Source organism: Ectopseudomonas khazarica (assembly GCF_017915135.1).
Classification (GTDB): domain Bacteria; phylum Pseudomonadota; class Gammaproteobacteria; order Pseudomonadales; family Pseudomonadaceae; genus Aquipseudomonas; species Aquipseudomonas khazarica.
In genome coordinates, this window is sequence record NZ_CP068551.1 from 4,082,051 (window position 1) to 4,105,635 (window position 23,585).

The following is a 23,585-nucleotide window of genomic DNA, read 5'->3' on the forward strand; positions in this document are numbered from 1 at the left end:
TCATTCGCTTCGATCAGCGAATGCGCGCGCACTGCTCGGTAGCGGAGAAGAAGTAAGCGATCTCGCGAGCGGCAGAAGCTTCGGAATCCGAACCGTGAACAGCGTTCTCGTCGATGGAAACGGCGAAGTCAGCACGGATGGTGCCGGCAGCCGCTTCTTTCGGGTTGGTGGCGCCCATCAGCTCGCGGTTCTTCAGGACGGCGTCTTCGCCTTCCAGAACCTGGACGATGACCGGACCGGAGGTCATGAAGGCAACCAGATCCTTGAAGAAGCCGCGCTCGCTGTGCTCAGCGTAGAAACCGGCAGCTTCGCGCTCGGACAGTTGCACCATCTTCGAAGCGACAACGCGCAGGCCGGCCTTTTCGAAACGGGTGGTGATCTCACCGATGACGTTCTTGGCAACGGCGTCAGGCTTGATGATGGAGAAAGTACGTTGAACAGCCATGTGAAGCTCCAGAAACTTTAGGGTTAAAGCGAAAAATTAAACCCGCGAATTATACGCGGGTTCTGAGATGGCAGCCACAGGCGACTCGCCTCCAGCTGCAAGTAAACGCTACGAGATGAAGCTCCGCGACCGGCAGACGACCGGGAACTGCGGTTTCACGCCCCGCAGGCGAGCGGCGTCGCGCTACTCGGCCTCTTCGATCCAGGCAGCCTGGATCGCCTCGAGGACCTTCTCGCCGCCCCGCTGCGGATCATCGGAGAACTGCGGCAACTCCACGACCCAGCGGTGCAGATCGACGAAGTTCACGTAACGCGGATCGACATCCGGCTTCTGCTCGCTCAGCTCGATGGCGATATCCAGCACATCAACCCATTTCAGACTCATGCTCATGTTTCCTGGGTCAATGCGGCGCTTCGGCCGCGTGGTTCAGCGAATACTTGGGAATCTCGACGGTGAGGTCTTCCTCGCCGACGATGGCCTGACAGGCCAGACGCGACTGCGCCTCGAGCCCCCAGGCCTTGTCCAGGTAATCCTCTTCCAACTCGTCAGCCTCGTTCAGCGAGTCGAAACCCTCGCGCACGATGCAGTGGCAGGTGGTGCAGGCACACACGCCGCCACAGGCGCTTTCCATTTCGATATAGTGCTCATGGGCCAGCTCGAGGATGGAGACGCCAGGCTCGGCCTCGACCACCAGGCCATCCGGGCAGAACCTTTCATGGGGCAGAAAAATCACCTGCGGCATCAGTTATTCCTCGATCTCATTCAAATTGCGCCCGGCCAGCGCGGCTTTAACCGTTGAATCCAGGCGCCGCGCGGCAAACGCATCCGTGACCTGCGACAGGCGCTTGGTCTGCCGCTCGATGGCCGGACCATCGCTACCCGCGAGCAGATCGCGCAGCTCCTGCACTTGCAACTCGATGACCTCGCGCTCCTCGGCATCCAGCAGACGCTCGCCGTCGGCCTCCAGCGCAGCTTCCACGGCCTCGATCAGGCGCTGGGCGTCAACCTGCTGCTCGCGCAGCGCACGCGCAGCCTTGTCACCCCCGGCATTCTGGAAGGAATCCTGCAGCATGCGTGCGATCTCGCCATCGGTCAGGCCATAGGACGGCTTGACCTGAATGCTCGCCTCGACGCCCGAGCCCAGCTCACGCGCCGCGACACTGAGCAGACCATCGGCATCGACCTGGAAGGTCACGCGGATCTTGGCCGCCCCGGCCACCATCGGCGGGATGCCACGCAACTCGAAACGCGCCAGGGAGCGGCAATCGGCGATCAGCTCGCGCTCACCCTGCAGCACGTGAATCATCATGGCCGTCTGGCCATCCTTGTAGGTGGTGAAGTCCTGCGCCCGCGCCACCGGAATGGTGGTGTTGCGCGGAATCAGTTTCTCCATCAGGCCGCCCATGGTCTCTAGACCGAGCGACAGCGGAATCACATCGAGCAGCAGCAGCTCCTCGCCATCGCCACGCTGATTGCCGGCCAACGTGTCGGCCTGTATGGCGGCACCGATGGCCACCACCTGATCCGGATCGATATTGGTCAGCGGCGTGCGCCCGAACAGCTCGCCAACTGCTTCGCGCACCCACGGCACACGGGTGGAGCCACCGACCATCACCACCGCACTGACGCCCTCCAGCTCGACGCCGGAATCACGCAGCGCACGCCGGCAGGCCTTGAGGCTGCGCGCGACCATGGGCTCGATCAGCGCCTCGAACTGCGCCCGCGACAGCGAGCCACGCCATTCGGCGAAACTCAGCTCGACCGTCTCGGCGTCGGTCAGCGCCTCTTTCGCGGCACAGGCGGCCTGCAGCAGACCTCGCTGCGTGGCCGGGTCAAGGTCACTGGACAGCCCGGCCTGCTGGATGATCCAGTCAGCCAGGGCGTGGTCGAAATCATCGCCGCCCAGGGCACTGTCGCCGCCCGTGGCCAGCACCTCGAACACCCCACCGGTGAGGCGCAGAATCGACACATCGAACGTGCCGCCACCCAGGTCATAGATGGCGACCACGCCCTCGGCCTTCTGATCCAGGCCGTAGGCAACCGCAGCGGCCGTGGGCTCGTTGAGCAGGCGCAGGACGTTGAGACCGGCGACTCGCGCCGCATCCTTGGTCGCCTGACGCTGGGCATCATCGAAATAGGCCGGCACGGTGATCACCGCGCCGACCAGTTCGCCACCCAGGGTCTGCTCGGCGCGCAGGCGCAGGGTCTTGAGAATTTCGGCCGAGACTTCGACGGGGCTCTTCGCACCCTGCACCGTCTCGATGAAGGGCATGTGCGACTCGCCCGCAGCGAAGCGGTATGGCAGCTGCTCGCCGAGCTGGTGCACATCGGCGACGCCGCGCCCCATCAGGCGCTTGACCGACAGCACGGTATTGAAGGGGTCACTGGCAGCCGCCTGCTTGGCTGATTCGCCCACCTCGACATGATCCGGGTGGTAGCGCACCGCCGAAGGCAGGATGACCCTGCCCTCATCGTCCGCCAGAGGCTCGGCCAGACCACTGCGTACAGCGGCGACCAGCGAATTGGTGGTGCCCAGGTCGATGCCCACCGCCAGCCTGCGCTGGTGCGGTTGCGGGCTCTGTCCTGGCTCGGCGATCTGCAATAAGGCCATGGTCTTCTTGAAATCATCAGGCGGATTGCCGAGGCAACCCACAGGTTAATCGTCGAGGCGCTCTTCTAGTTGGCGCACTTCATGAGAGAGCTTGTCGAGAAACTGCATCCGGCGCATCAGGCGCTCGGCTTCCTCGCGGCGAGCCTCATCGTCCCAGCATTCGGCGAAGCGCTCGTTGAGCTGCTCCTGCGCAGTTTTCAGGCGCCGCTTGAAGACGGCGACACCGGCAAGGTCGGCGTCGTCCTGCAACTCCTCCAGCTCTTCGCGCAGCTGCATCTGCTGCAGCAGGAAGTCCGGATCCTGCACCGTCACTTCCAGCGGCAGCTCGGGGCCGCGCATGGCCAGCAGGTAGCGCGCACGCTGCGAGGGCGTCTTGAGGACCTGATAGGCCTCGTTGAGGCAGGCGGAACGCTCAAGCGCCAGGCGCTGCTCACGCTCGCCAGCGTCGGCGAATCGATCGGGATGCACCTGGCGCGCCAGCTCGCGGTAACGCGCAGCCAGCTGCTCCAGGTCGAGGCGAAAGCTCGGCTGCAGGTCGAACAGGGCGAAATGACAAGGATTACCCACGCGAGCGCCTCAAACGTTGAAGCTCTCGCCGCAGCCACACTCGCCGCGCACGTTGGGGTTGTTGAACTTGAAGCCCTCGTTGAGGCCTTCCTTGACGAAATCCAGTTCGGTGCCGTCGAGATAGACCAGGCTCTTGGGGTCGATGATCACCTTGACGCCGTGACTCTCGAAAACCTGGTCCTCGGCCGCCAGCTCATCGACGAACTCGAGAACATAGGCCAGGCCGGAACACCCGGTAGTGCGCACACCGAGGCGAATGCCCTCGCCCTTGCCGCGCCCATCCAGGGAGCGCTGCACGTGGCGGGCAGCTGCTTCAGACATGGTGATGGCCATTGCAAACCTCGTATCAGAGCAAGCCTTTCTTCTGCTTGTAATCGCGCACGGCCGCCTTGATGGCGTCCTCGGCGAGCACGGAGCAGTGGATCTTCACCGGCGGCAGCGCCAGTTCTTCGGCCAGCTGGGTATTCTTGATGCTTTCCGCTTCGTCGAGGGTCTTGCCCTTCATCCACTCGGTGGCGAGGGAGCTGGAAGCGATCGCCGAGCCGCAGCCGTAGGTCTTGAACTTGGCGTCTTCGATGACGCCGCTCTCGCTGACCTTGATCTGCAGGCGCATCACGTCGCCGCAGGCCGGCGCACCGACCATGCCGGTGCCGACGTCCGGGTCCTCGGCATTCAGCTTGCCGACGTTGCGCGGGTTTTCGTAGTGGTCGATGACCTTGTCACTGTATGCCATGTTGTACTTCCTCTCTCATCAGGTACCGCTCTCCGGCGGAGCGCTCAGCGAACGATCCGCCTCGGCAGCTATCAGTGTGCTGCCCATTCCACGGAGGAAAGGTCGACACCTTCTTTGAACATATCCCACAGGGGCGACAGCTCGCGCAGCTTGTCCACGGCTTCGCGGACCTTGGCGGCGGCATAGTCGACCTCTTCCTCGGTCGTGAAACGGCCGAAGGTGAAGCGAATCGAGCTGTGCGCCAGCTCGTCGTTACGACCCAGGGCACGCAGCACGTAGGAAGGCTCCAGCGAAGCCGAAGTGCAGGCCGAGCCGGACGATACGGCCAGGTCCTTGAGCGCCATGATCAGCGACTCGCCCTCGACGTAGTTGAAACTCAGGTTCAGGTTGTGCGGCACGCGCTCGGTCAGGCTGCCGTTGACGTACAGCTCTTCCATGTCTTCGAGCTGGCTGTAGAAGCGGTCGCGCAAGGCGGTGATGCGCTGGTTCTCGGCAGCCATCTCCTGTTTGGCGATACGGAAGGCTTCGCCCATGCCGACGCACTGGTGCGTGGCCAGGGTGCCGGAGCGCATGCCGCGCTCGTGGCCACCGCCATGGGTCTGCGCTTCCAGACGCACACGCGGCTTGCGGCGCACGTACAGGGCACCGACGCCTTTCGGGCCGTAGGTCTTGTGCGCGGAGAAGGACATCAGGTCGACCTTCATCTTCTCCAGATCGATGTCCACCTTGCCGGTGGACTGCGCCGCATCGACGTGCAGCAGCACGCCACGGGAGCGGGTCAGCTCGCCGATGGCCGCGATGTCGTTGATGGTGCCGATCTCGTTGTTGACGTGCATCAGGGAAACCAGGGTGGTGTCCTCACGCAGCACGGCCTCGACCATCGCCGGCGTGATCAGGCCGTCTTCGCCCGGCTCCAGGTAGGTCACTTCGAAACCTTCGCGCTCGAGCTGGCGGGTGGTGTCCAGCACCGCCTTGTGCTCGATCTTCGAGGTGATGATGTGCTTGCCCTTGCTGCTGTAGAAGTGCGCGACGCCCTTGATGGCAAGGTTGTCGGACTCGGTGGCACCACTGGTCCAGACGATCTCGCGCGGGTCGGCATTGACCAGCTCGGCGACCTGGCGACGAGCGTTTTCCACGGCTTCCTCGGCTTTCCAGCCGAACACGTGAGAGCGCGAAGCCGGGTTACCGAAGTTACCGTCGACCAGCAGACACTCGCTCATCTTCTGCGCAACGCGCGGATCGACCGGCGTAGTAGCGGAATAATCGAGGTAGATCGGCAATTTCATTGGGTTTCTCCTATCAGGCAAACGCCCTGCTCACTCGATGGCAGACGCTTCAATCTTATCCAGATGCGGTGCAGTGCCTCTGCCGGAGCAGCGACGCTGATCCTGACGCAACGCGACTTCCTGCACCTCATGGCGTGCGACCAGATCAGCCAGGCTGATGCCGCTGAGGAATTCGTGAATCTGCTGACTGAGATCGCACCACAGATGGTGAGTCAGGCAGGTATCGCCGGCGTGGCAGTCGCCCTGCCCCTGGCAACGCGTCGCGTCGACGGACTCGTTGACCGCGTCGATCACCTGCGCCACCTGGATGCCACGCATGTCGCGCGACAGCTGGTAGCCGCCACCCGGCCCGCGCACGCTGGACACCAGACTGCCACGGCGCAGCTTGGCGAACAGTTGCTCGAGATAGGACAGGGAGATGCCCTGCCGCTCGGAGATGTCGGCCAGGGAAACGGGACCGTGCTGTGCGTGCAACGCCAGATCAAGCATGGCGGTAACGGCGTAACGGCCTTTGGTGGTCAGTCGCATGGCTCTACCACGAATCACTGAATTGCAGCGGAGTATGCGATTCCCGAGTATTTAAGTCAACTATAAGACCTATTGATTTACTCGGGATTGACCGCAAAAAGAGGCGGCATGATAGCAAATGCCGCCCCCTCGTGCATCACGCAGCGGGCTTGTCGCTTGCCTGCTGGTCCTTGCAGACGTCGGCGAAGTCTTCATCGCGCAGCGTCGGCAGGTCCTTGCCGCAGTAATCGCTGCCAAGCGCCGTCAGGGCCTTGCACATGCCCTCGAGACGCCCGTCGACGGCGTGCAGGTGATCGAGCAGCTGGCCGATGGCACGTGCCACCGGGTCCGGCATGTCCTGCCCCACACCGTAGGCATCGAAGCCGATCTTCTCGGCCATGGCCTGGCGCTTGGCCTCCTGCTCGCCGTCGGACTTGACGATGATCTTGCCCGGAATGCCGACCGCCGTGGCACCGGCAGGCACCGCCTTGGTCACCACCGCGTTGGAGCCGATCTTGGCACCGGCACCGACAGTGAACGGGCCGAGCACCTTGGCCCCCGCACCGACCACGACACCATCTTCCAGGGTCGGATGGCGCTTGCCCTTGTTCCAGCTGGTGCCACCCAGGGTCACACCCTGATACAGCGTCACGTCGTTACCGATCTCGGCAGTCTCGCCAATGACGATGCCCATGCCGTGATCGATGAAGAAGCGCCGACCGATCCTGGCCCCGGGATGAATCTCGATGCCGGTCAACCAGCGCCCAAAGTTGGACACCACGCGCGCCAGCCACTTCCACCCCGAACGCCAGAGCGAATGCGCGGCACGATGCAGCCAGACGGCATGCAGCCCGGGGTAGCAGGTCACGACCTCGAAGGTATTGCGCGCGGCCGGATCACGGTGGAATACGCTCTGGATATCTTCTCGCATGCGTTCAAACATCAGATTTCCCCTGCTTGTGAGGCTCTCCGCGCACGGCTTTCTCGGTCTCGGTGAGAATGCCGCGCAGGATATTCATTTCCAACTTGCTCACCGCACTGCGCCCATAGAGGCGACGCAGGCGAGTCATCAGGTGCCGGGGCTTCTGCGGATCGAGGAAGCCGATCATCACCAGCACGCGACGCAGATGACCGTAGAAGGACTCCAGTTCATCCGCAGTCGCCGCCTGGGAGTTGAGCACCGCCGTGGTCTCCAGCTTCTCCACCTTGGTCGGCAGATTCTGCGCCGTGAGCCAGGCCATCCGCACTTCGTAGACCAGCACCTGAACCGCCGCCGCCAGGTTCAGCGAGCTGAACTCCGGGTTCGACGGGATATGCACGTGATATTGACATCGCTGCAGTTCTTCGTTGGTCAGCCCGGCATATTCGCGACCGAACACCAACGCGACTTCGCCGCCGCCTGCGGCCTGCTCGCAACTGGTCACACCGCACTCGCGAGGATCAAGCAGCGGCCAGGGAATGCGCCGATCACGCGCACTGGTGCCGATCACCAGGCTGCAGCCAACCAGCGCCTCTTCCAGCGTACCGACCACCTGCGCGGCATCGAGCACATCGGTGGCACCGGAGGCTCGCGCGACCGCATCACCACTGGGGAAATCCACGGGATCGACCAGCACCAGACGCGACAGGCCCATGTTTTTCATCGCCCGCGCAGCGCCGCCGATGTTGCCCGGATGACTGGTATTGACCAAAACCACGCGAATATTTTCCAGCAACGCAGGCACTCTCAGTGAAGACAAGGGGGCAACGATCTTACCCAAGCCCTCAGATTAATGCCATGCAGCATACAGACGGCGCTTCATCGACAAAGGTTTTCTGCTAACATGGCCGGCTTTCTTTAACGCCCCAGGTGAACCTCCCATGCAGCCCATGCTGAATATCGCCCTGCGCGCCGCTCGCAGCGCCGGTGAAATGATCTTTCGCTCCATCGAGCGCCTGGATGTCATCTCGGTCGACGAGAAGGATGCCAAGGATTACGTCACCGAGGTCGACAAGGCCGCTGAACTGATGATCGTTCAGGCCATTCGCAAGGCCTACCCGACCCACAGCTTCCTGGGCGAGGAAGGCGGCGTGCTGGAAGGTAGCGGCGAAGGCGCCGACTATCAGTGGATCATCGACCCGCTGGACGGCACCACCAACTTCATCCGTGGCGTGCCGCACTTCGCCATCAGCATTGCCTGCAAATACCGCGGCCGCCTCGAGCACGCCATCGTCCTCGACCCGGTACGCCAGGAAGAATTCACCGCCAGCCGTGGCCGTGGCGCCGCCCTCAACGGCCGCCGCCTGCGCGTCAGCAACCGCAAGAGCCTCGACGGCGCCCTGCTCGGCACCGGCTTCCCGTTCCGCGATGGCCAGCTGGACCACCTGGACAACTACCTGAACATGTTCCGCAGCCTGACCGGCCAGACCGCCGGCATCCGCCGCGCCGGCGCCGCCAGCCTGGACCTGGCCTACGTCGCCGCCGGCCGCTTCGATGCCTTCTGGGAATTCGGCCTGTCCGAGTGGGACATGGCTGCAGGCGCCCTGCTGATCCAGGAAGCAGGCGGCCTGGTCAGCGACTTCAGCGGCGGCCACGACTTCCTCGAGAAGGGCCAGATCGTCGCCGGCAACACCAAGTGCTTCAAGGCCGTGCTGACCGCCATTCAGCCGCACCTGGCGCCCTCGATGAAGCGCTGAGTTTCAGCTGCGCAATAAAAAAGGTTCTTCGCGGAGTCTGGGGGAAGAGCGCATTGACAGTCAGGGAAGTGGGTAAATTGGCAGTCGCCAAACGAACCAACCCCCACGCCCTGCTGCCACCGTGCATCCTATTGATCTTGCCCAGTTCTGGCCAGGCTACGCAGTCGTCGCCTGTCGCCCCTCTGCCGACAACATCCTGTTGATCGAACTCAAGCCTCAAGCCGACGCCATCCCCGAATGTGGGCGCTGCGGCCAAGCTTGTCCGCTGATCCACGAGCGCCGACTGCGTCGGATACGCGATCGGGATTTGTTGGATCAGCGCGTTCTGCTCCAGGTGCCTGTGCGCCGCGTTGACTGCCTGCGCTGTGGGCGGGTGACCGAGCGGATCGCCTGGCTGGAGCCGGCGTCACGTCTGACGCGGCGCTTGCAGGCCTGGCTCGAGGCTTTGCTGCAACTGCTGCCGATCAGCCACGTCAGCCGCCTCACCGGCATACACTGGCACACGCTCAAGCAACTCGACAAACGTCGGCTGGATGCCGCCGTCGGCACCTTCGAGCCGGGTGATGTGCGTTGCCTGGTGATGGACGAGTTCGCCCTGCACAAAGGCCATCGCTACGCCACGGTGATCATGGATGCCGAGCGCACGCGGGTGCTATGGGTCGGTCATGGCAACAGCCGCGAGGCGATCCGCCCATTCTTTGAGTTACTGGGCGAGCGCTGCCAACGGATCGAAGCGGTGGCGATGGACATGAACACCGCCTTCGATTTGGAGGTGAAGCGGCACTGCCCTCAAGCCGAAGTGGTGTACGACCTGTTCCATGTGGTGGCGCGCTACGGGCGTGAGGTGATCGACCGTATCCGCGTCGACCAGGCCAATCTCCTGCGCGATGACAAACCGGCACGCAAGGTGGTCAAGCAGAGCCGCTGGCTGTTGCTGCGCAATCGCGAAAACCTGAAGGACGGCCAAGCCGTGCAGTTGCAGGAGTTGCTCGCCGCCAACCAGCCATTGGCCACGGTCTACGTGCTCAAGGATGCGTTAAAGGAAGTCTGGTACGCCCCCAATGTGCGGGAGGGCTGGCGGCGCTGGCGAAGTTGGCTGCGGCATGCTCGGGACAGCGGTCTGGCGCCGCTCCAACGCTTTGCCCGGAATCTGCGCAAATACGCCCGTGGCATCCTCGCAAGCGCCCGCTTCCCCCTGCACACCAGCGTCCTGGAAGGCGTGAACAACCGCATCAAGGTGATCAAGCGGATGGCCTATGGCTTCCGGGACTCTGACTACTTCTTCCTGAAAATCAAGGCCGCCTTCCCCGGGAAAGCGCGATGAACCATAAAAAACGCCCCGAGGGGCGTTTTTTATTGGCGGCCTTTTCTCACTGGGTCTGCTGCACCAGAACCAGCTCACCCCTGTCGTTGAGCGGAATGCGACTGCCAGGATCACGATCCATGCGCACGCTGCCGACCTTCTCGCCCAGCTGGTACTTCACGTCGTAACCCACCAGCTTCTGGCTGGTATCGGTCACGGTATTGCAGCGCGTTTCTGTGGTGGTGTAGGTGTCACGCTGCTGCATGCCTTCCTGAATCTTGTTGCCGGCGTAGCCGCCGCCAACCGCACCCGCCACCGTGGCGATCTTCTTGCCGTTGCCGCCACCGATCTGGTTGCCCAGCAGGCCGCCGGCGATGGCGCCAATGGCGGTACCGGCGATCTGGTGCTGATCCTGCACCGGACGCTGACGCGTGACGGTCACGTCCTTGCACACTTCCCTCGGGGTCTTCACGGTTTCATTGACCGGCGTGACAGCCAGCACCTCGGCATAGTCCGGGCCACGATCAACCAGACTGTAGGTGGCCACGGCACCACCAGCGGTCACACCCACAGCACCCAGTACGGCACCTACCAACATTGACTTGTTCATTTTATGTGTCTCCCAGGCTCGGCGACTCGCGCCTCTCTCCTTGCCTAGGACAGCAAAAAGCCGCGGCAAGTTCGACTTGCCGCGGCTTTCGCTGACTTTCTAGACGTCCGTCACAACATCAGGGACGCCCGTCGTCGGCCTCTGCATCGACCGCCGGAGGAATCAGGTCCTCGACGCTGAGCTTCAGCCACACCAGCACCGTGGCGCCGATATAGACCGACGAGTAGGTACCCACCACCACGCCGACCAGCAGGGTCAGCGCGAAGGCCGCCAGCACGTCACCACCGAAGAACAGCAGCGCCAGCAGCGCCAGTGCCGTGGACAACGAGGTAGCGATGGTACGCAGCAGGGTCTGGGTGATCGAGATGTCGACGTTCTCGATCAGCGACGTCTTGCGCAGCACGCGGAAGTTCTCGCGGATACGGTCATAGATGATGATGGTGTCGTTGAGCGAGTAACCGATCATCGCCAGCACCGCAGCCAGCACGGTCAGATCGAAGGGGATCTGGAAGAACGCCAGCACCCCCAGGGTGATGACCACGTCGTGCACCAGCGAGGCGATGGCACCGACGCCGAACTTCCACTGGAAGCGGAATGCCAGGTACAGCAGGATGCCGCCCAGGGCCAGGAGCATGGCGATGCCGCCCTGGTCGCGCAGTTCTTCACCCACCTGCGGACCGACGAACTCGACACGCTTGACCTCGAACTGCGTCGCCGCGTCCACCTTGCGCAGCGCCGCCGCGACCTGGTTGCCCAGGTCCGCGTCGTCACCGGCGAGGCGCACCAGCACATCGGTGCTGGCGCCGAAGCTCTGCACCACGGCATCGACGTAGCCTGCCTGGCCCAGTTCGTTCTTGATCAGATCCAGGTCGGCCGGCTGCTCGTACTGCAGCTCGATCAGGGTACCGCCAGTGAAGTCCAGACCGAAGTTCAGGCCCTTGGTGAACAGCGCACCCAGGCCGACGATGGTCAGCACGACGGTCATTGCGAAGGCGATGTTGCGGATCGCCATGAAACGAATGGTTGACTTGATCATGGCTGCACCTCAGATCCACAGCTTCTTGACGTTGCGACCACCGAAGATCAGGTTGACCAGACCTCGGGTGAACATGATGGCTGTGAACATCGAGGTGACGATCCCCAGCGACAGCGTCACCGCGAAGCCCTTGACCGGGCCGGTGCCCATCGCGAACAGGATGCCACCCACCAGCAGGGTGGTCAGGTTACTGTCGAGAATCGCCGAGTAGGCACGATCGAAACCTTCATGAATCGCCCGCTGCACATGCAGCCCCTTGGCCAGCTCCTCGCGTATGCGCGAGAAGATCAGCACGTTGGCGTCCACCGCCATACCCAGGGTCAGCACGATACCGGCGATACCCGGCAGGGTCAGGGTCGCGCCGATCGCCGACATCAGACCGACCAGCAGCACCAGGTTGAACGCCAGCGCCACGGTCGCCAGCACACCGAAGAAGCGATAGATGGCGATGATGAACAGCGCCACGAAGATCATCGCCCATTCGGTGGACTCGATACCCTTGGCGATGTTCTCCGCACCCAGGCTCGGGCCGATGGTGCGTTCTTCAGCGAAGTACATCGGTGCAGCCAGGCCACCGGCGCGCAGCAGCAGCGCAAGCTCGGAAGACTCGCCCTGGCCGTTCAGACCGGTGATGCGGAACTGGCTACCCAGCGCCGACTGGATGGTCGCCAGGCTGATGATCTTCTTCTCTTCGACGAAGGTCGGCACGGCGACCTCCTGCTCGACACCGTCGACGGTCTGACGCACGTAGCGGGTGACCGGCTTCTGTTCGATGAAGATCACCGCCATGCTGCGCCCGACGTTGTTGCGGGTGGCGCGGTTCATCAGGTCGCCGCCATGGCCATCGAGACGAATGTTCACCTGCGGGCGACCGTTCTCGTCGAAGCTGGCCTGCGCGTCGGTGACCTGGTCACCGGTGATGATCAGCTCACGCTCGAGCTGTACCGGCGGACGACCGGCCTCGCGGAATTCGAAGTCCTCGGTCGCACCACGCGGCGCGTCCATCTCGGCCTGCAGACGGAACTCCAGGTTGGCGGTCTTGCCGAGAATACGCTTGGCCTCGGCAGTGTCCTGCACGCCCGGCAGCTCGACCACGATGCGGTTGGCACCCTGGCGCTGGACCAGCGGCTCGGCGACGCCCAGCTCGTTGACCCGGTTGCGCACGGTGGTGAGGTTCTGCTTGATCGAGTACTCGCGAATCTCGGCGATCTTGGCCTGGGTCAGTGCCAGTTGCAGGACCTGCTGACCACCACGCTCGACGCTGGTCAGTTCGAAGTCCTTGTAGTCCTTGCGGATCAGGCGCTCGGCATTGTCCAGCGTCTCGCTGTCGGCAAAGCCCAGCTGAATGCGGCCATTGCTTTCCGGCATGCTGCGGTAGCGCACGCGCTCCTTGCGCAGCAGGCTCTTGATCTCGCCTTCATAGACCTTGCGACGCACATCCAGCGCCTTGTCCATGTCGACTTCCAGCAGGAAGTGCACACCGCCGGAGAGGTCCAGGCCGAGCTTCATCGGGCTCGCGCCCAGGCTGCGCAGCCAGTCGGGTGTGGTCTGCGCCAGGTTCAGCGCCACCACGTAGTCATCTCCCAGCGCACGGCGGACGATGTCCTTGGCCGGCAACTGGTCATCCTGCTTGGCCAGACGGATCAGGCCACCGCGACCACGCTCGTCGATGCTGGCGGCCTTGACCTGGATGCCCGCATCCTGCAGCGCCTTGCTGGCACGGTCGACATCCGCCTGCTCGATGGCCAGCGCCGAACTGGCGCCACTGACCTGGATCGCAGGATCGTCCGGATAGAGGTTGGGGATGGAGTAGACCAGACCGATCGCCAGCACGGCCAGGATCAGCAGGTACTTCCACAGAGGGTATTTATTGAGCATGAACGAGCCACCCGCTTATGACGCGGGGCGCTTAATAGCGCCCCGTCGAATGGAAACTATGAACCGAATCAGATGGCTTTCAGCGTGCCCTTGGGCAGGGTGGCGGCAATGGCCTGCTTCTGGAACTTCAGCTCGACGGTGTCGGACACCTCGATCACCACGAAATCATCGGTGACCTTGGAGACCTTGCCGGCGATGCCGCCGCTGGTGACCACTTCGTCGCCCTTCTGCAGACCGCCGAGCAGGTTCTTGTGCTCTTTGGCGCGCTTGGCCTGCGGGCGCCAGATCATCAGATAGAAGATGACCAGGAAGCCGATCAGGAAGACCCACTCGAAACCGCTCCCTGCTGGGGCAGCAGCCGCGGTGTCAGCGTAGGCGGCGGGAATGAAAAAGCTCATGTAGCACTCCTAATGGAAAGGATCTTGAATCGTTCGGGAATCAGTCCAGCGGCGGCACAGGCAGGCCGCGCTTGGCATAGAAGGTTTCGACAAAGGCGGCCAATGTACCCTGTCCGATAGCCTCGCGCAAACCAGCCATAACCCGCTGATAATGCCGCAAGTTATGGATGGTATTGAGCATGCTGCCGAGCATTTCGCCGCATTTGTCCAGATGATGCAGGTAGGCGCGGGAGAAGTTTGTGCAGGTGTAACAGTCGCAGGTCGGGTCCAGCGGCGAATCGTCGTGCTTGTGCACCGCATTGCGGATCTTCACCACGCCGGTATCGACGAACAGGTGACCGTTGCGGGCGTTGCGCGTCGGCATCACGCAGTCGAACATGTCGACGCCGCGACGCACGCCCTCGACCAGATCCTCGGGCTTGCCGACGCCCATCAGGTAGCGCGGCTTGTCGGCCGGCATCTGCGGCGGCAGGTAGTCGAGCACGCGGATCATCTCCTCCTTCGGCTCACCCACCGACAGGCCGCCAATGGCCAGGCCGTCGAAGCCGATTTCGCAGAGGCCGTCGAGCGAGCGCTTGCGCAGCTCCTCGTGCATGCCGCCCTGGACGATGCCGAACAGCGCCGCCGTGTTCTCGCCATGCGCGTCCTTGGAGCGCTTGGCCCAACGCAGCGACAGCTCCATGGAGCGCTTGGCCACGTCGAACTCGGCCGGATACGGCGTGCACTCGTCGAAGATCATCACGATGTCCGAACCGAGGTCACGCTGCACCTGCATCGACTCTTCCGGCCCCATGAACACCTTGGCGCCATCGACGGGCGAGGCGAAGTACACCCCCTCTTCCTTGATCTTGCGCATGGCGCCCAGGCTGAACACCTGGAAGCCACCGGAATCGGTGAGGATCGGCCCCTGCCACTGCATGAAGTCGTGCAGGTCGCCATGTTTCTTGATCACCTCCATCCCCGGGCGCAGCCACAGGTGGAAGGTGTTGCCGAGAATGATCTGCGCGCCGATCCCCTCGACGTCACGCGGCAGCATGCCCTTGACCGTGCCATAGGTACCCACCGGCATGAAGGCCGGGGTCTCGACCACGCCACGCGGGAAGGTCAGGCGACCACGACGGGCCTTGCCGTCGGTGGCCAGCAACTCGAAGGACATGCGACAGGTGCGCGACATACTCAAACCTCGGGCCCGCGCGCGGCGGGATTGCGGGTGATGAACATGGCATCACCATAACTGAAGAAGCGATAACCCTGCGCCACGGCCTCGCGATAGGCCGCCATGGTCTCGGCATAACCGGCGAACGCCGACACCAGCATCAGCAGCGTCGACTCGGGCAGGTGGAAGTTGGTCACCAGGGCGTCGACCACATGGAACGGCCGGCCGGGGTAGATGAAGATGTCGGTGTCACCGCTGAAGGGCTTCAACTCGCCATCGCGGGCAGCGGTTTCCAGGGAACGCACGCTGGTGGTGCCCACCGCCACGACACGACCGCCGCGCGCGCGGCAGGCGGTGACCGCATCGACCACATCCTGGCCGACCTCCAGCCACTCGCTGTGCATGTGATGGTCCTCGATACGCTCGACGCGCACCGGCTGGAAGGTGCCCGCGCCCACATGCAGGGTCACGAAGGCCGTCTCCACGCCCTTGCCACGAACGGCCGCCAGCAGCTCGTCATCGAAATGCAGCCCGGCGGTCGGCGCCGCCACCGCTCCGGCCTTCTGCGCATAGACGGTCTGATAGCGCTCGCGATCCGCCTCATCATCCGGGCGGTCGATATAGGGCGGCAACGGCATGTGTCCGACGCGCTCGAGCAGCGGCAGCACCGGCTCGGCGAAGCGCAGCTCGAACAGGGCGTCGTGGCGCGCGACCATCTCGGCCTCGCCACCGCCATCGATGAGAATCTGCGAGCCAGGCTTGGGCGACTTGCTCGAACGAACGTGCGCCAGCACGCGATACTGATCGAGCACACGCTCCACCAGCACCTCCAGCTTGCCGCCGGAGGCCTTCTGGCCGAACAGGCGCGCAGGGATCACACGGGTGTTGTTGAACACCATGAGATCGCCGGGGCGCAACTGCTCCAGCACATCGGTGAACTGGCCATGACGCAGCTCGCCACTCGGGCCATCGAGCTGCAGCAAACGGCTGGCGCGACGCTCGGCCAGAGGATGGCGGGCGATCAGCGACTCGGGGAGATCGAAGTGAAAATCGGCAACACGCATGATTCGGCGGGGTATTTCAGCAGGGCCGCAAAGCTTACCGGATTTCCCCTTGTCCGGCCACGTGAGCCTGCGGCGCGTACTCTGCAACGATACGCGCCAGGGTACCGTCCTCCTGCAGGGCCCTTATCGCCTCGTTGATCGCCGTCAGGTGCCCAGCGTGGTCACGATGCAGGCGCAGACGCAACTGCGAGCGATTGATCACGGCGCCCTCCTCCACCTGCCAGCTCGGCGCCCGCAATTGAGGATCGCGGCTTCTCAGGTAGCGCCACTCCAGCCGGTCGAGAATACCGGCCTCACTGCGTCCCTGGGCGACCCGGAAGATCAGCGCATGGGCATCGGCACCATCGTTGCGCTGGAAATACTCGCTGCCCGCATAGCCGTAGCCCCGCACCGTGGCGATGGAGCGGCCACGCAGGTCTTCGAGGCGCCGGAAGGGAAAACCCTTGCCCGGCGCGAAGAGCAGCATCTCTTCGGCGTCCAGCACCGGCATGCTCCAGAGCGAAACCTCGGCCTGCCCGGCAGCGCGCCGCCAGCTCTTGCTCACGCAACATTCGATCTGCACCTGCCCCTCGCGGAACAGCTTCTGCGTGCGCAGCGGCGGCAGCGGGTGGCTGGCCTGCAGGTCGTCCGGCAGGCGCGCATCCAGCGCGATCATGAAATCGTGCAGGATGCCGCTGATCCGCTCGCCGTCGACAATCCAGTACGGCGCCCAGCTCTCATCGGTGACGGCATAGACCAGCACCTCCGCCCGCGCCACGGGCACGAGCGCCAGCCACAGCAGAATTGCCCGGCACAAGACTCTGACCACACTCCCCCTCCATGACCGGACTGCCCAAAGCCACCTATATAAGCACTCACCTCGGTGCGCTTGATGACAGACGTGATTCTAAGCACCGACGCAATAAAAAGTCAGATGCAGCGCTGCTACACAGTGTCCCAACCATAGCGTTGCCACGACAGCTGCGCCGATTGACCAGCGCAAGACGCGTCCCTATACTGCGCCGCCATCGTGCCCCGGTGGCGGAATCGGTAGACGCGGCGGATTCAAAATCCGTTTTCGAAAGGAGTGGGAGTTCGAGTCTCCCCCGGGGCACCACGACATGGCCCGCAAGACATTGGTCTTGCGGGCTTTTTCATTTCTGCACGAACAATCCATGCAATTGTTGCAATCCTGCTGTCGCTGCACTTTCCCAGCGCCTCGGCAGGCCCCGTAAAACCTGGCTGACGACGTACCTGGCAGGGGTTGGCAATTGCGCAAAAGTTAGCGTAGAGTGATCGAACTGTTTGCATGGGTCGCTGTGAATCGTGACTCTGGTGCAGCAGATCATCTAGATCCGCTACATCCCGCTCGACTTCTATTACTCCTTGCAACCAGTCTCAGCCCTCTATACTCGGAGGCTGTCATCAACTCTAGTTTCAAGGAAAAAGACATGTCGAATCGTCAGAACGGTACCGTCAAGTGGTTTAACGACGAGAAAGGTTTTGGTTTTATCACTCCCGAGAGCGGTCCGGATCTGTTCGTGCACTTCCGCGCGATCGAAGGCAACGGCTTCAAGAGCCTGAAAGAAGGCCAGAAAGTCAGCTTCGTCGCTGTGCAAGGTCAAAAAGGCATGCAGGCCGACCAGGTTCAGATCCTGGGCTGATTGCCGCAGCTTTGAAAAACCCCTGATCTTCATCAGGGGTTTTTTATGCCTGTCGTTCGGGCCCGCGCCCTGCAGCGCCAGGTAACAGATCAGCGAAACGCTTGTTTATCCCCTCCGCCCGCTCGCGGTTAGAATGGCGCGCACTTTCGTCACAGCGAGCCCATCATGCCGAAACACACGCTACGCCCGCAGGGAAACTTCCCCACTGCCGGGCTGATTCGTCGCCTGGCGGCCATCTTCTACGACTTCCTGCTTTGCGTCGCCCTGGTCATGGTCGTGACCCTGGCCTACCAGCAGGGCATCCTGCGCATGATCCACGGCGGCGATACGCTGAGAGCCATGGCCGAAGCCGGCGCGCTGGACCATGACCCGGTGCTCGCCAGCCTGGCACTGCTGTCGCTGTTCGCCTTCTTCGCCAAGTTCTGGACCCACAATGGCCAGACCCTGGGCATGCAGGCCTGGGGCCTGCGCATCCAGAATGCCGATGGCAGTGCCATCGACCTGTGGCAGGCCCTGCTGCGCTTCGTGGTCGCGATCGGCTCCTGGCTGTTCGCCGGGCTCGGCTTTCTCTGGCTGCTGTGGGACAAGCAGGGCCGTACCTGGCACGACATCTACTCGGGCAGCCGCGTCGTCCAGCTACCCAAGAACGTCCACAAGAAATAACCAATGGCACACATGAAAAAGCCGGTTCAATGAACCGGCTTTTTTTGTGGATCTGACTCAGCCTGCGCGCCGCAACAACCAGACGCCGGCCAGCGCACAGACACCGGCAGGCACCAACACCGCCAGCAACGGCGAGAAGCCGAACACCAGGCTGGATGGGCCGAGCAGGTCCTGGGCGATACGGAACACGAACCCCACCAGCACGCCGGTGAACACGCGCTGCCCCAGGGTCACCGAACGCAGCGGGCCGAAGATGAACGAGATGGCCATCAGCACCAGCGCCCCGGTCACCAGCGGCTGCAGCAGCTTGGTCCAGAAGGCCAGCCAGTAACGCGCATTGTTCAGGCCCTGCTCCGCCAGGTAGTGGATGTACTGCCACAGGCCGGTGACCGACAGCGACTCGGGCTGCATCACCACGGTGTTCAGCAGTTCCGGATTGAGCTCGATATCCCAGCGCTCCTGGTCCTGCTTGACCACTTCGGAGCGGTCCTCGTGCAACAGAGTGGTCTGCACGTTGCGCAGCATCCAGTGGCTGTCGCGATACTCGGCACGACGGGCGAAGCTGGCCGACAGCAACCGGCGCTCGTCATCGAAGCGATAACGGGTCACCCCGAGCAGGACGCCATTGGGCTGCACGGCGTTGATGTGCACGTACTCCTGCCCCTGGCGATGCCACATGCCGCGCTTGGAACTCTGCGCAGCGCCGCCGCCCTGGGCCAGGGCACGATCGGCCTGGGCCTGGTTCTCGGTGAGTGGCGCGACGTACTCGCCGATCAGAATGCCGACCAGCATCAGTGCCAGCATGGGCTTCATCACGGCCCAGACGATGCGCCCGATGGACACGCCTGCGGCACGCATGATGGTCAGTTCGCTGTTGCTGGCCAGCGTACCGAGGCCGATCAGACAGCCGATCAGCGCGGCCATCGGCAGCATCTCGTAGGCGCGGCGCGGCGCGGTCAGCAGCACGTACCAGAGGGCCTGGCCGAGACCGTAGTCGCCCTTGTTCAGGTCACCCAGCTCATCGATGAAGGCGAACAGCAGCGCGAGGCCGAGAATGATGCCCAGCACCGCGAGAATGGCGATGAATACCTGCGCCCCGATGTAACGATCCAGCTTAGCCATGGGCCACCTCCGACACCGCCGCACGACGGCTGGCCCACCACAGACTCAGACGCTCCCAGTACAGCAACAACAAACCGATGGCCAGGAAGATGCCATGCACCCACCACAGCCCGAGCCCCGTTGGCAGGCGGCCCTTGTCCAGCGCGCCACGGGCGGCGATCAGCAGCCCCAGGTACGCCATATAGAGGAAGATCGCCGGCAGCAGCTTGAGGAAGCGCCCCTGGCGCGGGTTGACCTTCGACAGCGGCACGGCCAGCAGGGTGACCACGAACACCAGCAGCGGCAGGGACAGGCGCCACTGCAGCTCGGCCTGCAGCACCGGGTCGTCGCTGCCGAACAGATCGCGGGTCGGAATCGCCTCGCGCTCGTTGGCCTCGATGGCGACCTCGGGCTTGGGCAGCAGCACGCCGTAGGTGTCGTACTGGATGGCGCGGTAGTCGGCCTCACCCGGTTCGCCGTCGTAGCGGTAGCCGTTCTCCAGAATCAGGTAGCGGCTGCCATCGTCCTGGATTTCCTGGCGCCCGCTCTCAGCCACCAGCACGGTGATGCCGCGCTCGGAGGTGCCGTCGGTGGAGAAGCGCTTCTCCGACATGAACACACCACGCAGCTCGCTGCGGTCGGCGGAGAGTTCCTGCGAATAGGTCACCCGCGAGCCGTCGCGGATCGACTGGAAGCGCCCCGGTACCAGGGTGTCGAGTTCGGTCAGGGCATCCTGCTGGTTGAGAATTCGCGCCACGCCGGCAACGCCTTGCGGCGCCAGGCCGAGGCTGAGCCAGCCCACCAGCAGGGCGACGATCAGGGCCGGCGCCAGGCTGTAGGCCGTCAGACGCTGCTGGCTGACACCGGTGGCGGACAGCACCGTCATCTCGCTGTCCAGGTACAGGCGACCGTAAGCCAGCAGAAAACCGAGGAACAGGCCCAGCGGCAGAATCAGCTGGAGGAAGCCCGGTATCCGGTAGCCCATGATCATGAACAGCACGCCGGGGTCGAGAACCCCCTGCGCTGCCTGGGCCAGGTATTTGATGAAACGACCACTCATGATGATCACCAGCAGTACGGCACTTACCGCACTGAGAGTTACCAGCACTTCGCGGGATAGATAACGGAAGACGATCAAACCGGACGCTCCAGGGTTGTCAGGCTCAGGCGCGAGCGCTCAAACTAGCCGCACCTACTTGCCGGCCCACCGCAGGGTGAGCCCTCGAAAAATGGCGGACATTATCCGTCAAACCTGACTCTTTGTCTTGGGGACAGCTCACTATGGAATTCCTCGTCAAAAGTACACGCCCGGAAACCCTGAAGACCGCTACCCTGGTCGTCGCCATCGGCGAAGGCCGCAAACTGAGTGAAACCGCCAAGGCGGTGGACCTGGCCAGCAAAGGCGCACTGAGCGCCGTGCTCAAGCGTGGCGACATCACCGGCAAACCGGGGCAGACCCTGCTGCTGCACAGCCTGCCGGGCCTCAAGGCCGAGCGCGTGCTGCTGGTGGGCTGCGGCAAGGGCGATCTGTCCGACCGTCAGCTGCGCAAGCTGATTGCCAGCGTGCACGGCGTGCTCAAGGGCCTGGGCGGCAGCGACGCCCTGCTCGCCCTCGGCGAACTCAAGGTCAAGGGCCGTGATGCCTACGGCAAGGCGCGCCTGATCGTGGAGACCCTGGCCGACGGCAGCTACCTGTTCGAGCAGTTCAAGAGCAAGAAAGCCGATCCTCGCGCACTGAAGAAAGTCACCCTGGCCGTCGACAAGGCCGAGCTGGCGGATGCCGAGCGCGCCCTGCAGCACGCCCGCGCCATCGCCGCCGGCGTGGCCTTCACCAAGGACCTGGGCAACCTGCCGCCGAACCTCTGCCACCCCAGCTACCTGGCCGAAGAGGCCAAGGCCCTGGGCAAGGCGTACAAGAACCTCAAGGTGGAAATCCTCGACGAGAAGAAGCTCAAGGAACTCGGCGCCGGCGCCTTCCTCGCCGTGGCCCAGGGCAGCGAGCAGCCGCCGCGGATGATCGTCATGCACTACCAGGGCGGCAAGAAGGACGAGAAACCCTTCGCCCTGGTCGGCAAGGGCATCACCTTCGACACCGGCGGCATCAGCATCAAGCCGGCCGCCGGCATGGATGAGATGAAGTACGACATGTGCGGCGCCGCCAGCGTGTTCGGCACCCTGAAAGCCGTGCTGGAACTGCAGCTGCCGATCAACCTGGTGTGCCTGCTGGCCTGCGCCGAGAACATGCCCAGCGGCCGCGCCACCCGCCCTGGCGACATCGTCACCACCATGAGCGGGCAGACCGTGGAAATCCTCAACACCGACGCGGAAGGCCGCCTGGTGCTGTGCGATACCCTGACCTACGCCGAGCGCTTCAAGCCGCAGGCGGTGATCGACATCGCCACCCTCACCGGCGCCTGCATCGTCGCCCTGGGCAGCAACGTCTCCGGCCTGATGGGCAACAATGACGCCCTGATCAGGCAGATCCTCAAGGCCGGCGAAAGCGCCGACGACCGCGCCTGGCAACTGCCGCTGCACGACGAGTACCAGGAGCAGCTCGACAGCCCGTTCGCCGACATCGCCAACATCGGCGGGCCGAAGGCCGGTACCATCACCGCCGGCTGCTTCCTGTCGCGCTTCGCCAAGAACTTCCACTGGGCGCACCTGGACATCGCCGGCACCGCCTGGATCAGTGGCGGCAAGGACAAGGGCGGCACCGGCCGACCGGTCCCGATGCTGACCCAGTACCTGCTGGATCGCAGCGACAGCAGCCGCAAGCCGCAAGCCGCAAGCGACAAGTAACAGCCCTGCAACCCAACCATCGGGGCACGTCGGAACATCGACGTGCCCCTGCTTTTTCTTGCAGCTTGCCGCTTGAAGCTTGAGACTTGCCCACCATGCCCAGAATCGAGTTCTACGTCCTTTCCTCCAGCGACGCCCCCGGGCGCCTGCGGGCCGCCTGCCAGCTGGCACTGAAGGCCTGGAGCGCCGGCCTGCCGGTGTTCCTGCGCGGCAGCGACGAGGCGCAGTGTGGCGAGCTCGATGACCTGCTCTGGCAGTTCAAGGCCGAGCGCTTCGTGCCACACAACCTGCACCGCGATGCGCCGCTGTCGCCTGTGGTGCTGGGCACCGACGAGGTCCCCAGCGCCGAGCAGGGCGTGCTGATCAACCTCGGCAGCAGCCTGTCGCCGCATGTCGAGCGCTTTGCCCGCATCATCGAGATCGTCAACCAGCAACCGGAACTGCTGAACGCCTGTCGCGAGAATTTCCGCGCCTACCGCCAGCGCGGGTATGATCCGCAACGTGTCGAACTTTAGGGTCCGGCAACGCTCACACCCTTTGTCACACTGCCTTTTCCTATCGCTGCGCTGACCGTCATGGACACCCCCAAGCCTCCGCAAAAACCCGTTCAGTTGCTGCATGATCTGGAGTCGATCCGCGAGCTCCTGGGTGATGACAGCCACGTACCACCGCTGCTGATCGACTCGCTCGATCCGGACAGCATCCCCGTGCTGTCCGACATCGTCAGCGCCCCGCCCGGCCCGCCTCCGCCGTTCCACGCCGCGCCGGCCGCCCAGGCGAAACCGGCAGCGCAGGCGGCGCTGCCCAGCGAAGCGGCGCCCAGCCCGATACGCGAACGCCTGGAGCCGCGCCTGCACGACAGCGCCCGCGACCTGCAGCACCTCAATGGCGAGCTGCGCGCCGCAGCGCAACTGATTCTGCAGGATGTGATCGACGACTTCGTGCCGCAGATCGAAGCCGAACTCAAGCGTCGCCTCGAAGCCCGCCTGCCGCGCCTGCTGCCCCCGCGCAAACCCTGACGCGCCCCATGCCTGGCGGGCGCTACCCGCCAGGCTGCCGGCTGGCGGGTTCCCCGGCCCTGCGACTGCAGCGTTGCGCCGACCGACGCG

General features: G+C 63.8%; 27 protein-coding genes and 1 tRNA gene. 8 read left to right on the forward strand and 20 right to left on the reverse strand.

Features of this window, described 5'->3' with window-relative positions:
- Positions 1-13: 13 nt before the first annotated feature.
- The 11 genes from ndk to trmJ form a co-directional block, all read right to left on the reverse strand.
- A complete protein-coding gene (ndk, locus tag JLK41_RS19225) occupies positions 14-445 on the reverse strand; it encodes a nucleoside-diphosphate kinase (protein ID WP_037049596.1) in 432 nt (143 codons plus the stop codon).
- A gap of 183 nt (positions 446-628) precedes the next feature.
- Positions 629-829, reverse strand: coding sequence for a Fe-S cluster assembly protein IscX (gene iscX, locus JLK41_RS19230; protein WP_037049599.1), 201 nt, complete (start codon positions 827-829; stop codon positions 629-631).
- 16 nt (positions 830-845) lie between these two features.
- A complete protein-coding gene (fdx, locus tag JLK41_RS19235; protein ID WP_210389608.1) occupies positions 846-1,187 on the reverse strand; it encodes an ISC system 2Fe-2S type ferredoxin in 342 nt (113 codons plus the stop codon).
- A 3-nt stretch (positions 1,188-1,190) separates the two neighbouring features.
- Positions 1,191-3,056, reverse strand: a complete 1,866-nt coding sequence (hscA, locus tag JLK41_RS19240; protein WP_210389609.1) for a Fe-S protein assembly chaperone HscA — start codon at positions 3,054-3,056, stop codon at positions 1,191-1,193.
- Between the two features lie 45 nt (positions 3,057-3,101).
- Positions 3,102-3,623, reverse strand: coding sequence for a co-chaperone HscB (hscB, locus tag JLK41_RS19245; protein WP_037049605.1), 522 nt, complete (start codon positions 3,621-3,623; stop codon positions 3,102-3,104).
- Between the two features lie 9 nt (positions 3,624-3,632).
- Entirely contained in the window at positions 3,633-3,956 is a 324-nt protein-coding gene (iscA, locus tag JLK41_RS19250) for an iron-sulfur cluster assembly protein IscA (protein WP_021442761.1), read from the reverse strand.
- Between the two features lie 13 nt (positions 3,957-3,969).
- Complete coding sequence (gene iscU / locus JLK41_RS19255) at positions 3,970-4,356, reverse strand: Fe-S cluster assembly scaffold IscU (RefSeq protein WP_017362576.1); 387 nt, start codon at positions 4,354-4,356, stop codon at positions 3,970-3,972.
- A gap of 71 nt (positions 4,357-4,427) precedes the next feature.
- The gene (locus JLK41_RS19260; RefSeq protein ID WP_047587601.1) at positions 4,428-5,642 is read right to left on the reverse strand and encodes an IscS subfamily cysteine desulfurase; all 1,215 of its coding nucleotides are present in this window, start codon (positions 5,640-5,642) and stop codon (positions 4,428-4,430) included.
- Between the two features lie 30 nt (positions 5,643-5,672).
- Positions 5,673-6,170, reverse strand: a complete 498-nt coding sequence (gene iscR / locus JLK41_RS19265; protein WP_037049610.1) for a Fe-S cluster assembly transcriptional regulator IscR — start codon at positions 6,168-6,170, stop codon at positions 5,673-5,675.
- A 136-nt stretch (positions 6,171-6,306) separates the two neighbouring features.
- Complete coding sequence (gene cysE, locus JLK41_RS19270; RefSeq protein WP_210389610.1) at positions 6,307-7,092, reverse strand: serine O-acetyltransferase; 786 nt, start codon at positions 7,090-7,092, stop codon at positions 6,307-6,309.
- The gene (gene trmJ / locus JLK41_RS19275; RefSeq protein WP_080757017.1) at positions 7,085-7,873 is read right to left on the reverse strand and encodes a tRNA (cytosine(32)/uridine(32)-2'-O)-methyltransferase TrmJ; all 789 of its coding nucleotides are present in this window, start codon (positions 7,871-7,873) and stop codon (positions 7,085-7,087) included. Before trmJ ends, cysE begins: the two co-directional genes overlap by 8 nt.
- 136 nt (positions 7,874-8,009) lie before the next feature.
- Between trmJ and suhB the strand changes: the two genes are divergently transcribed.
- Complete coding sequence (gene suhB / locus JLK41_RS19280; RefSeq protein ID WP_047587606.1) at positions 8,010-8,825, forward strand: type III secretion system regulator SuhB; 816 nt, start codon at positions 8,010-8,012, stop codon at positions 8,823-8,825.
- 121 nt (positions 8,826-8,946) lie between these two features.
- Positions 8,947-10,149 carry an ISL3 family transposase gene (locus JLK41_RS19285; RefSeq protein ID WP_179553486.1) on the forward strand — a complete coding sequence of 401 codons (1,203 nt, stop codon included), beginning with the start codon at positions 8,947-8,949 and terminating at the stop codon, positions 10,147-10,149.
- Positions 10,150-10,195: 46 nt separating this feature from the next.
- On the opposite strand, the gene JLK41_RS19290 is transcribed toward JLK41_RS19285, so the two are convergent.
- From JLK41_RS19290 to JLK41_RS19320, 7 genes are all read right to left on the reverse strand, one after another.
- Positions 10,196-10,738 (reverse strand): glycine zipper 2TM domain-containing protein, encoded by a 543-nt coding sequence (locus JLK41_RS19290; RefSeq protein WP_210389611.1) that lies wholly within the window; start codon positions 10,736-10,738, stop codon positions 10,196-10,198.
- Between the two features lie 118 nt (positions 10,739-10,856).
- A complete protein-coding gene (secF, locus tag JLK41_RS19295; RefSeq protein ID WP_047587610.1) occupies positions 10,857-11,774 on the reverse strand; it encodes a protein translocase subunit SecF in 918 nt (305 codons plus the stop codon).
- A 9-nt stretch (positions 11,775-11,783) separates the two neighbouring features.
- Entirely contained in the window at positions 11,784-13,652 is a 1,869-nt protein-coding gene (gene secD, locus JLK41_RS19300; RefSeq protein ID WP_037049625.1) for a protein translocase subunit SecD, read from the reverse strand.
- A gap of 68 nt (positions 13,653-13,720) precedes the next feature.
- A complete protein-coding gene (gene yajC, locus JLK41_RS19305) occupies positions 13,721-14,050 on the reverse strand; it encodes a preprotein translocase subunit YajC (protein WP_037049627.1) in 330 nt (109 codons plus the stop codon).
- Between the two features lie 40 nt (positions 14,051-14,090).
- Positions 14,091-15,206, reverse strand: coding sequence for a tRNA guanosine(34) transglycosylase Tgt (tgt, locus tag JLK41_RS19310; RefSeq protein ID WP_172979227.1), 1,116 nt, complete (start codon positions 15,204-15,206; stop codon positions 14,091-14,093).
- Between the two features lie 20 nt (positions 15,207-15,226).
- A complete protein-coding gene (gene queA, locus JLK41_RS19315; protein ID WP_210389612.1) occupies positions 15,227-16,270 on the reverse strand; it encodes a tRNA preQ1(34) S-adenosylmethionine ribosyltransferase-isomerase QueA in 1,044 nt (347 codons plus the stop codon).
- A gap of 34 nt (positions 16,271-16,304) precedes the next feature.
- A complete protein-coding gene (locus JLK41_RS19320; RefSeq protein ID WP_210389613.1) occupies positions 16,305-17,078 on the reverse strand; it encodes a substrate-binding periplasmic protein in 774 nt (257 codons plus the stop codon).
- Between the two features lie 203 nt (positions 17,079-17,281).
- On the opposite strand from JLK41_RS19320, the gene JLK41_RS19325 reads away from it, so the two are divergent.
- The 3 genes from JLK41_RS19325 (at position 17,282) to JLK41_RS19335 (ending at position 18,576) form a co-directional block, all read left to right on the forward strand.
- Positions 17,282-17,366: transfer RNA gene (locus JLK41_RS19325), tRNA-Leu, on the forward strand.
- Between the two features lie 334 nt (positions 17,367-17,700).
- Positions 17,701-17,913, forward strand: a complete 213-nt coding sequence (locus JLK41_RS19330) for a cold-shock protein (RefSeq protein WP_003298189.1) — start codon at positions 17,701-17,703, stop codon at positions 17,911-17,913.
- Positions 17,914-18,078: 165 nt separating this feature from the next.
- A complete protein-coding gene (locus tag JLK41_RS19335) occupies positions 18,079-18,576 on the forward strand; it encodes an RDD family protein (protein WP_210389614.1) in 498 nt (165 codons plus the stop codon).
- A gap of 57 nt (positions 18,577-18,633) precedes the next feature.
- Here the strand turns inward: JLK41_RS19335 and lptG are convergent, their stop codons facing one another.
- Positions 18,634-19,698 carry an LPS export ABC transporter permease LptG gene (gene lptG, locus JLK41_RS19340; RefSeq protein ID WP_134676976.1) on the reverse strand — a complete coding sequence of 355 codons (1,065 nt, stop codon included), beginning with the start codon at positions 19,696-19,698 and terminating at the stop codon, positions 18,634-18,636.
- The gene (gene lptF, locus JLK41_RS19345) at positions 19,691-20,815 is read right to left on the reverse strand and encodes an LPS export ABC transporter permease LptF (protein WP_037049636.1); all 1,125 of its coding nucleotides are present in this window, start codon (positions 20,813-20,815) and stop codon (positions 19,691-19,693) included. Before lptF ends, lptG begins: the two co-directional genes overlap by 8 nt.
- Before the next feature lie 143 nt (positions 20,816-20,958).
- Between lptF and JLK41_RS19350 the strand changes: the two genes are divergently transcribed.
- The 3 genes from JLK41_RS19350 (at position 20,959) to JLK41_RS19360 (ending at position 23,495) form a co-directional block, all read left to right on the forward strand.
- Complete coding sequence (locus JLK41_RS19350) at positions 20,959-22,476, forward strand: leucyl aminopeptidase (RefSeq protein ID WP_210389615.1); 1,518 nt, start codon at positions 20,959-20,961, stop codon at positions 22,474-22,476.
- A gap of 95 nt (positions 22,477-22,571) precedes the next feature.
- Positions 22,572-22,991, forward strand: coding sequence for a DNA polymerase III subunit chi (locus tag JLK41_RS19355; protein ID WP_210389616.1), 420 nt, complete (start codon positions 22,572-22,574; stop codon positions 22,989-22,991).
- 60 nt (positions 22,992-23,051) lie between these two features.
- The gene (locus tag JLK41_RS19360; protein WP_210389617.1) at positions 23,052-23,495 is read left to right on the forward strand and encodes a DNA polymerase III subunit chi; all 444 of its coding nucleotides are present in this window, start codon (positions 23,052-23,054) and stop codon (positions 23,493-23,495) included.
- The last annotated feature ends 90 nt before the right edge of the window (positions 23,496-23,585 follow it).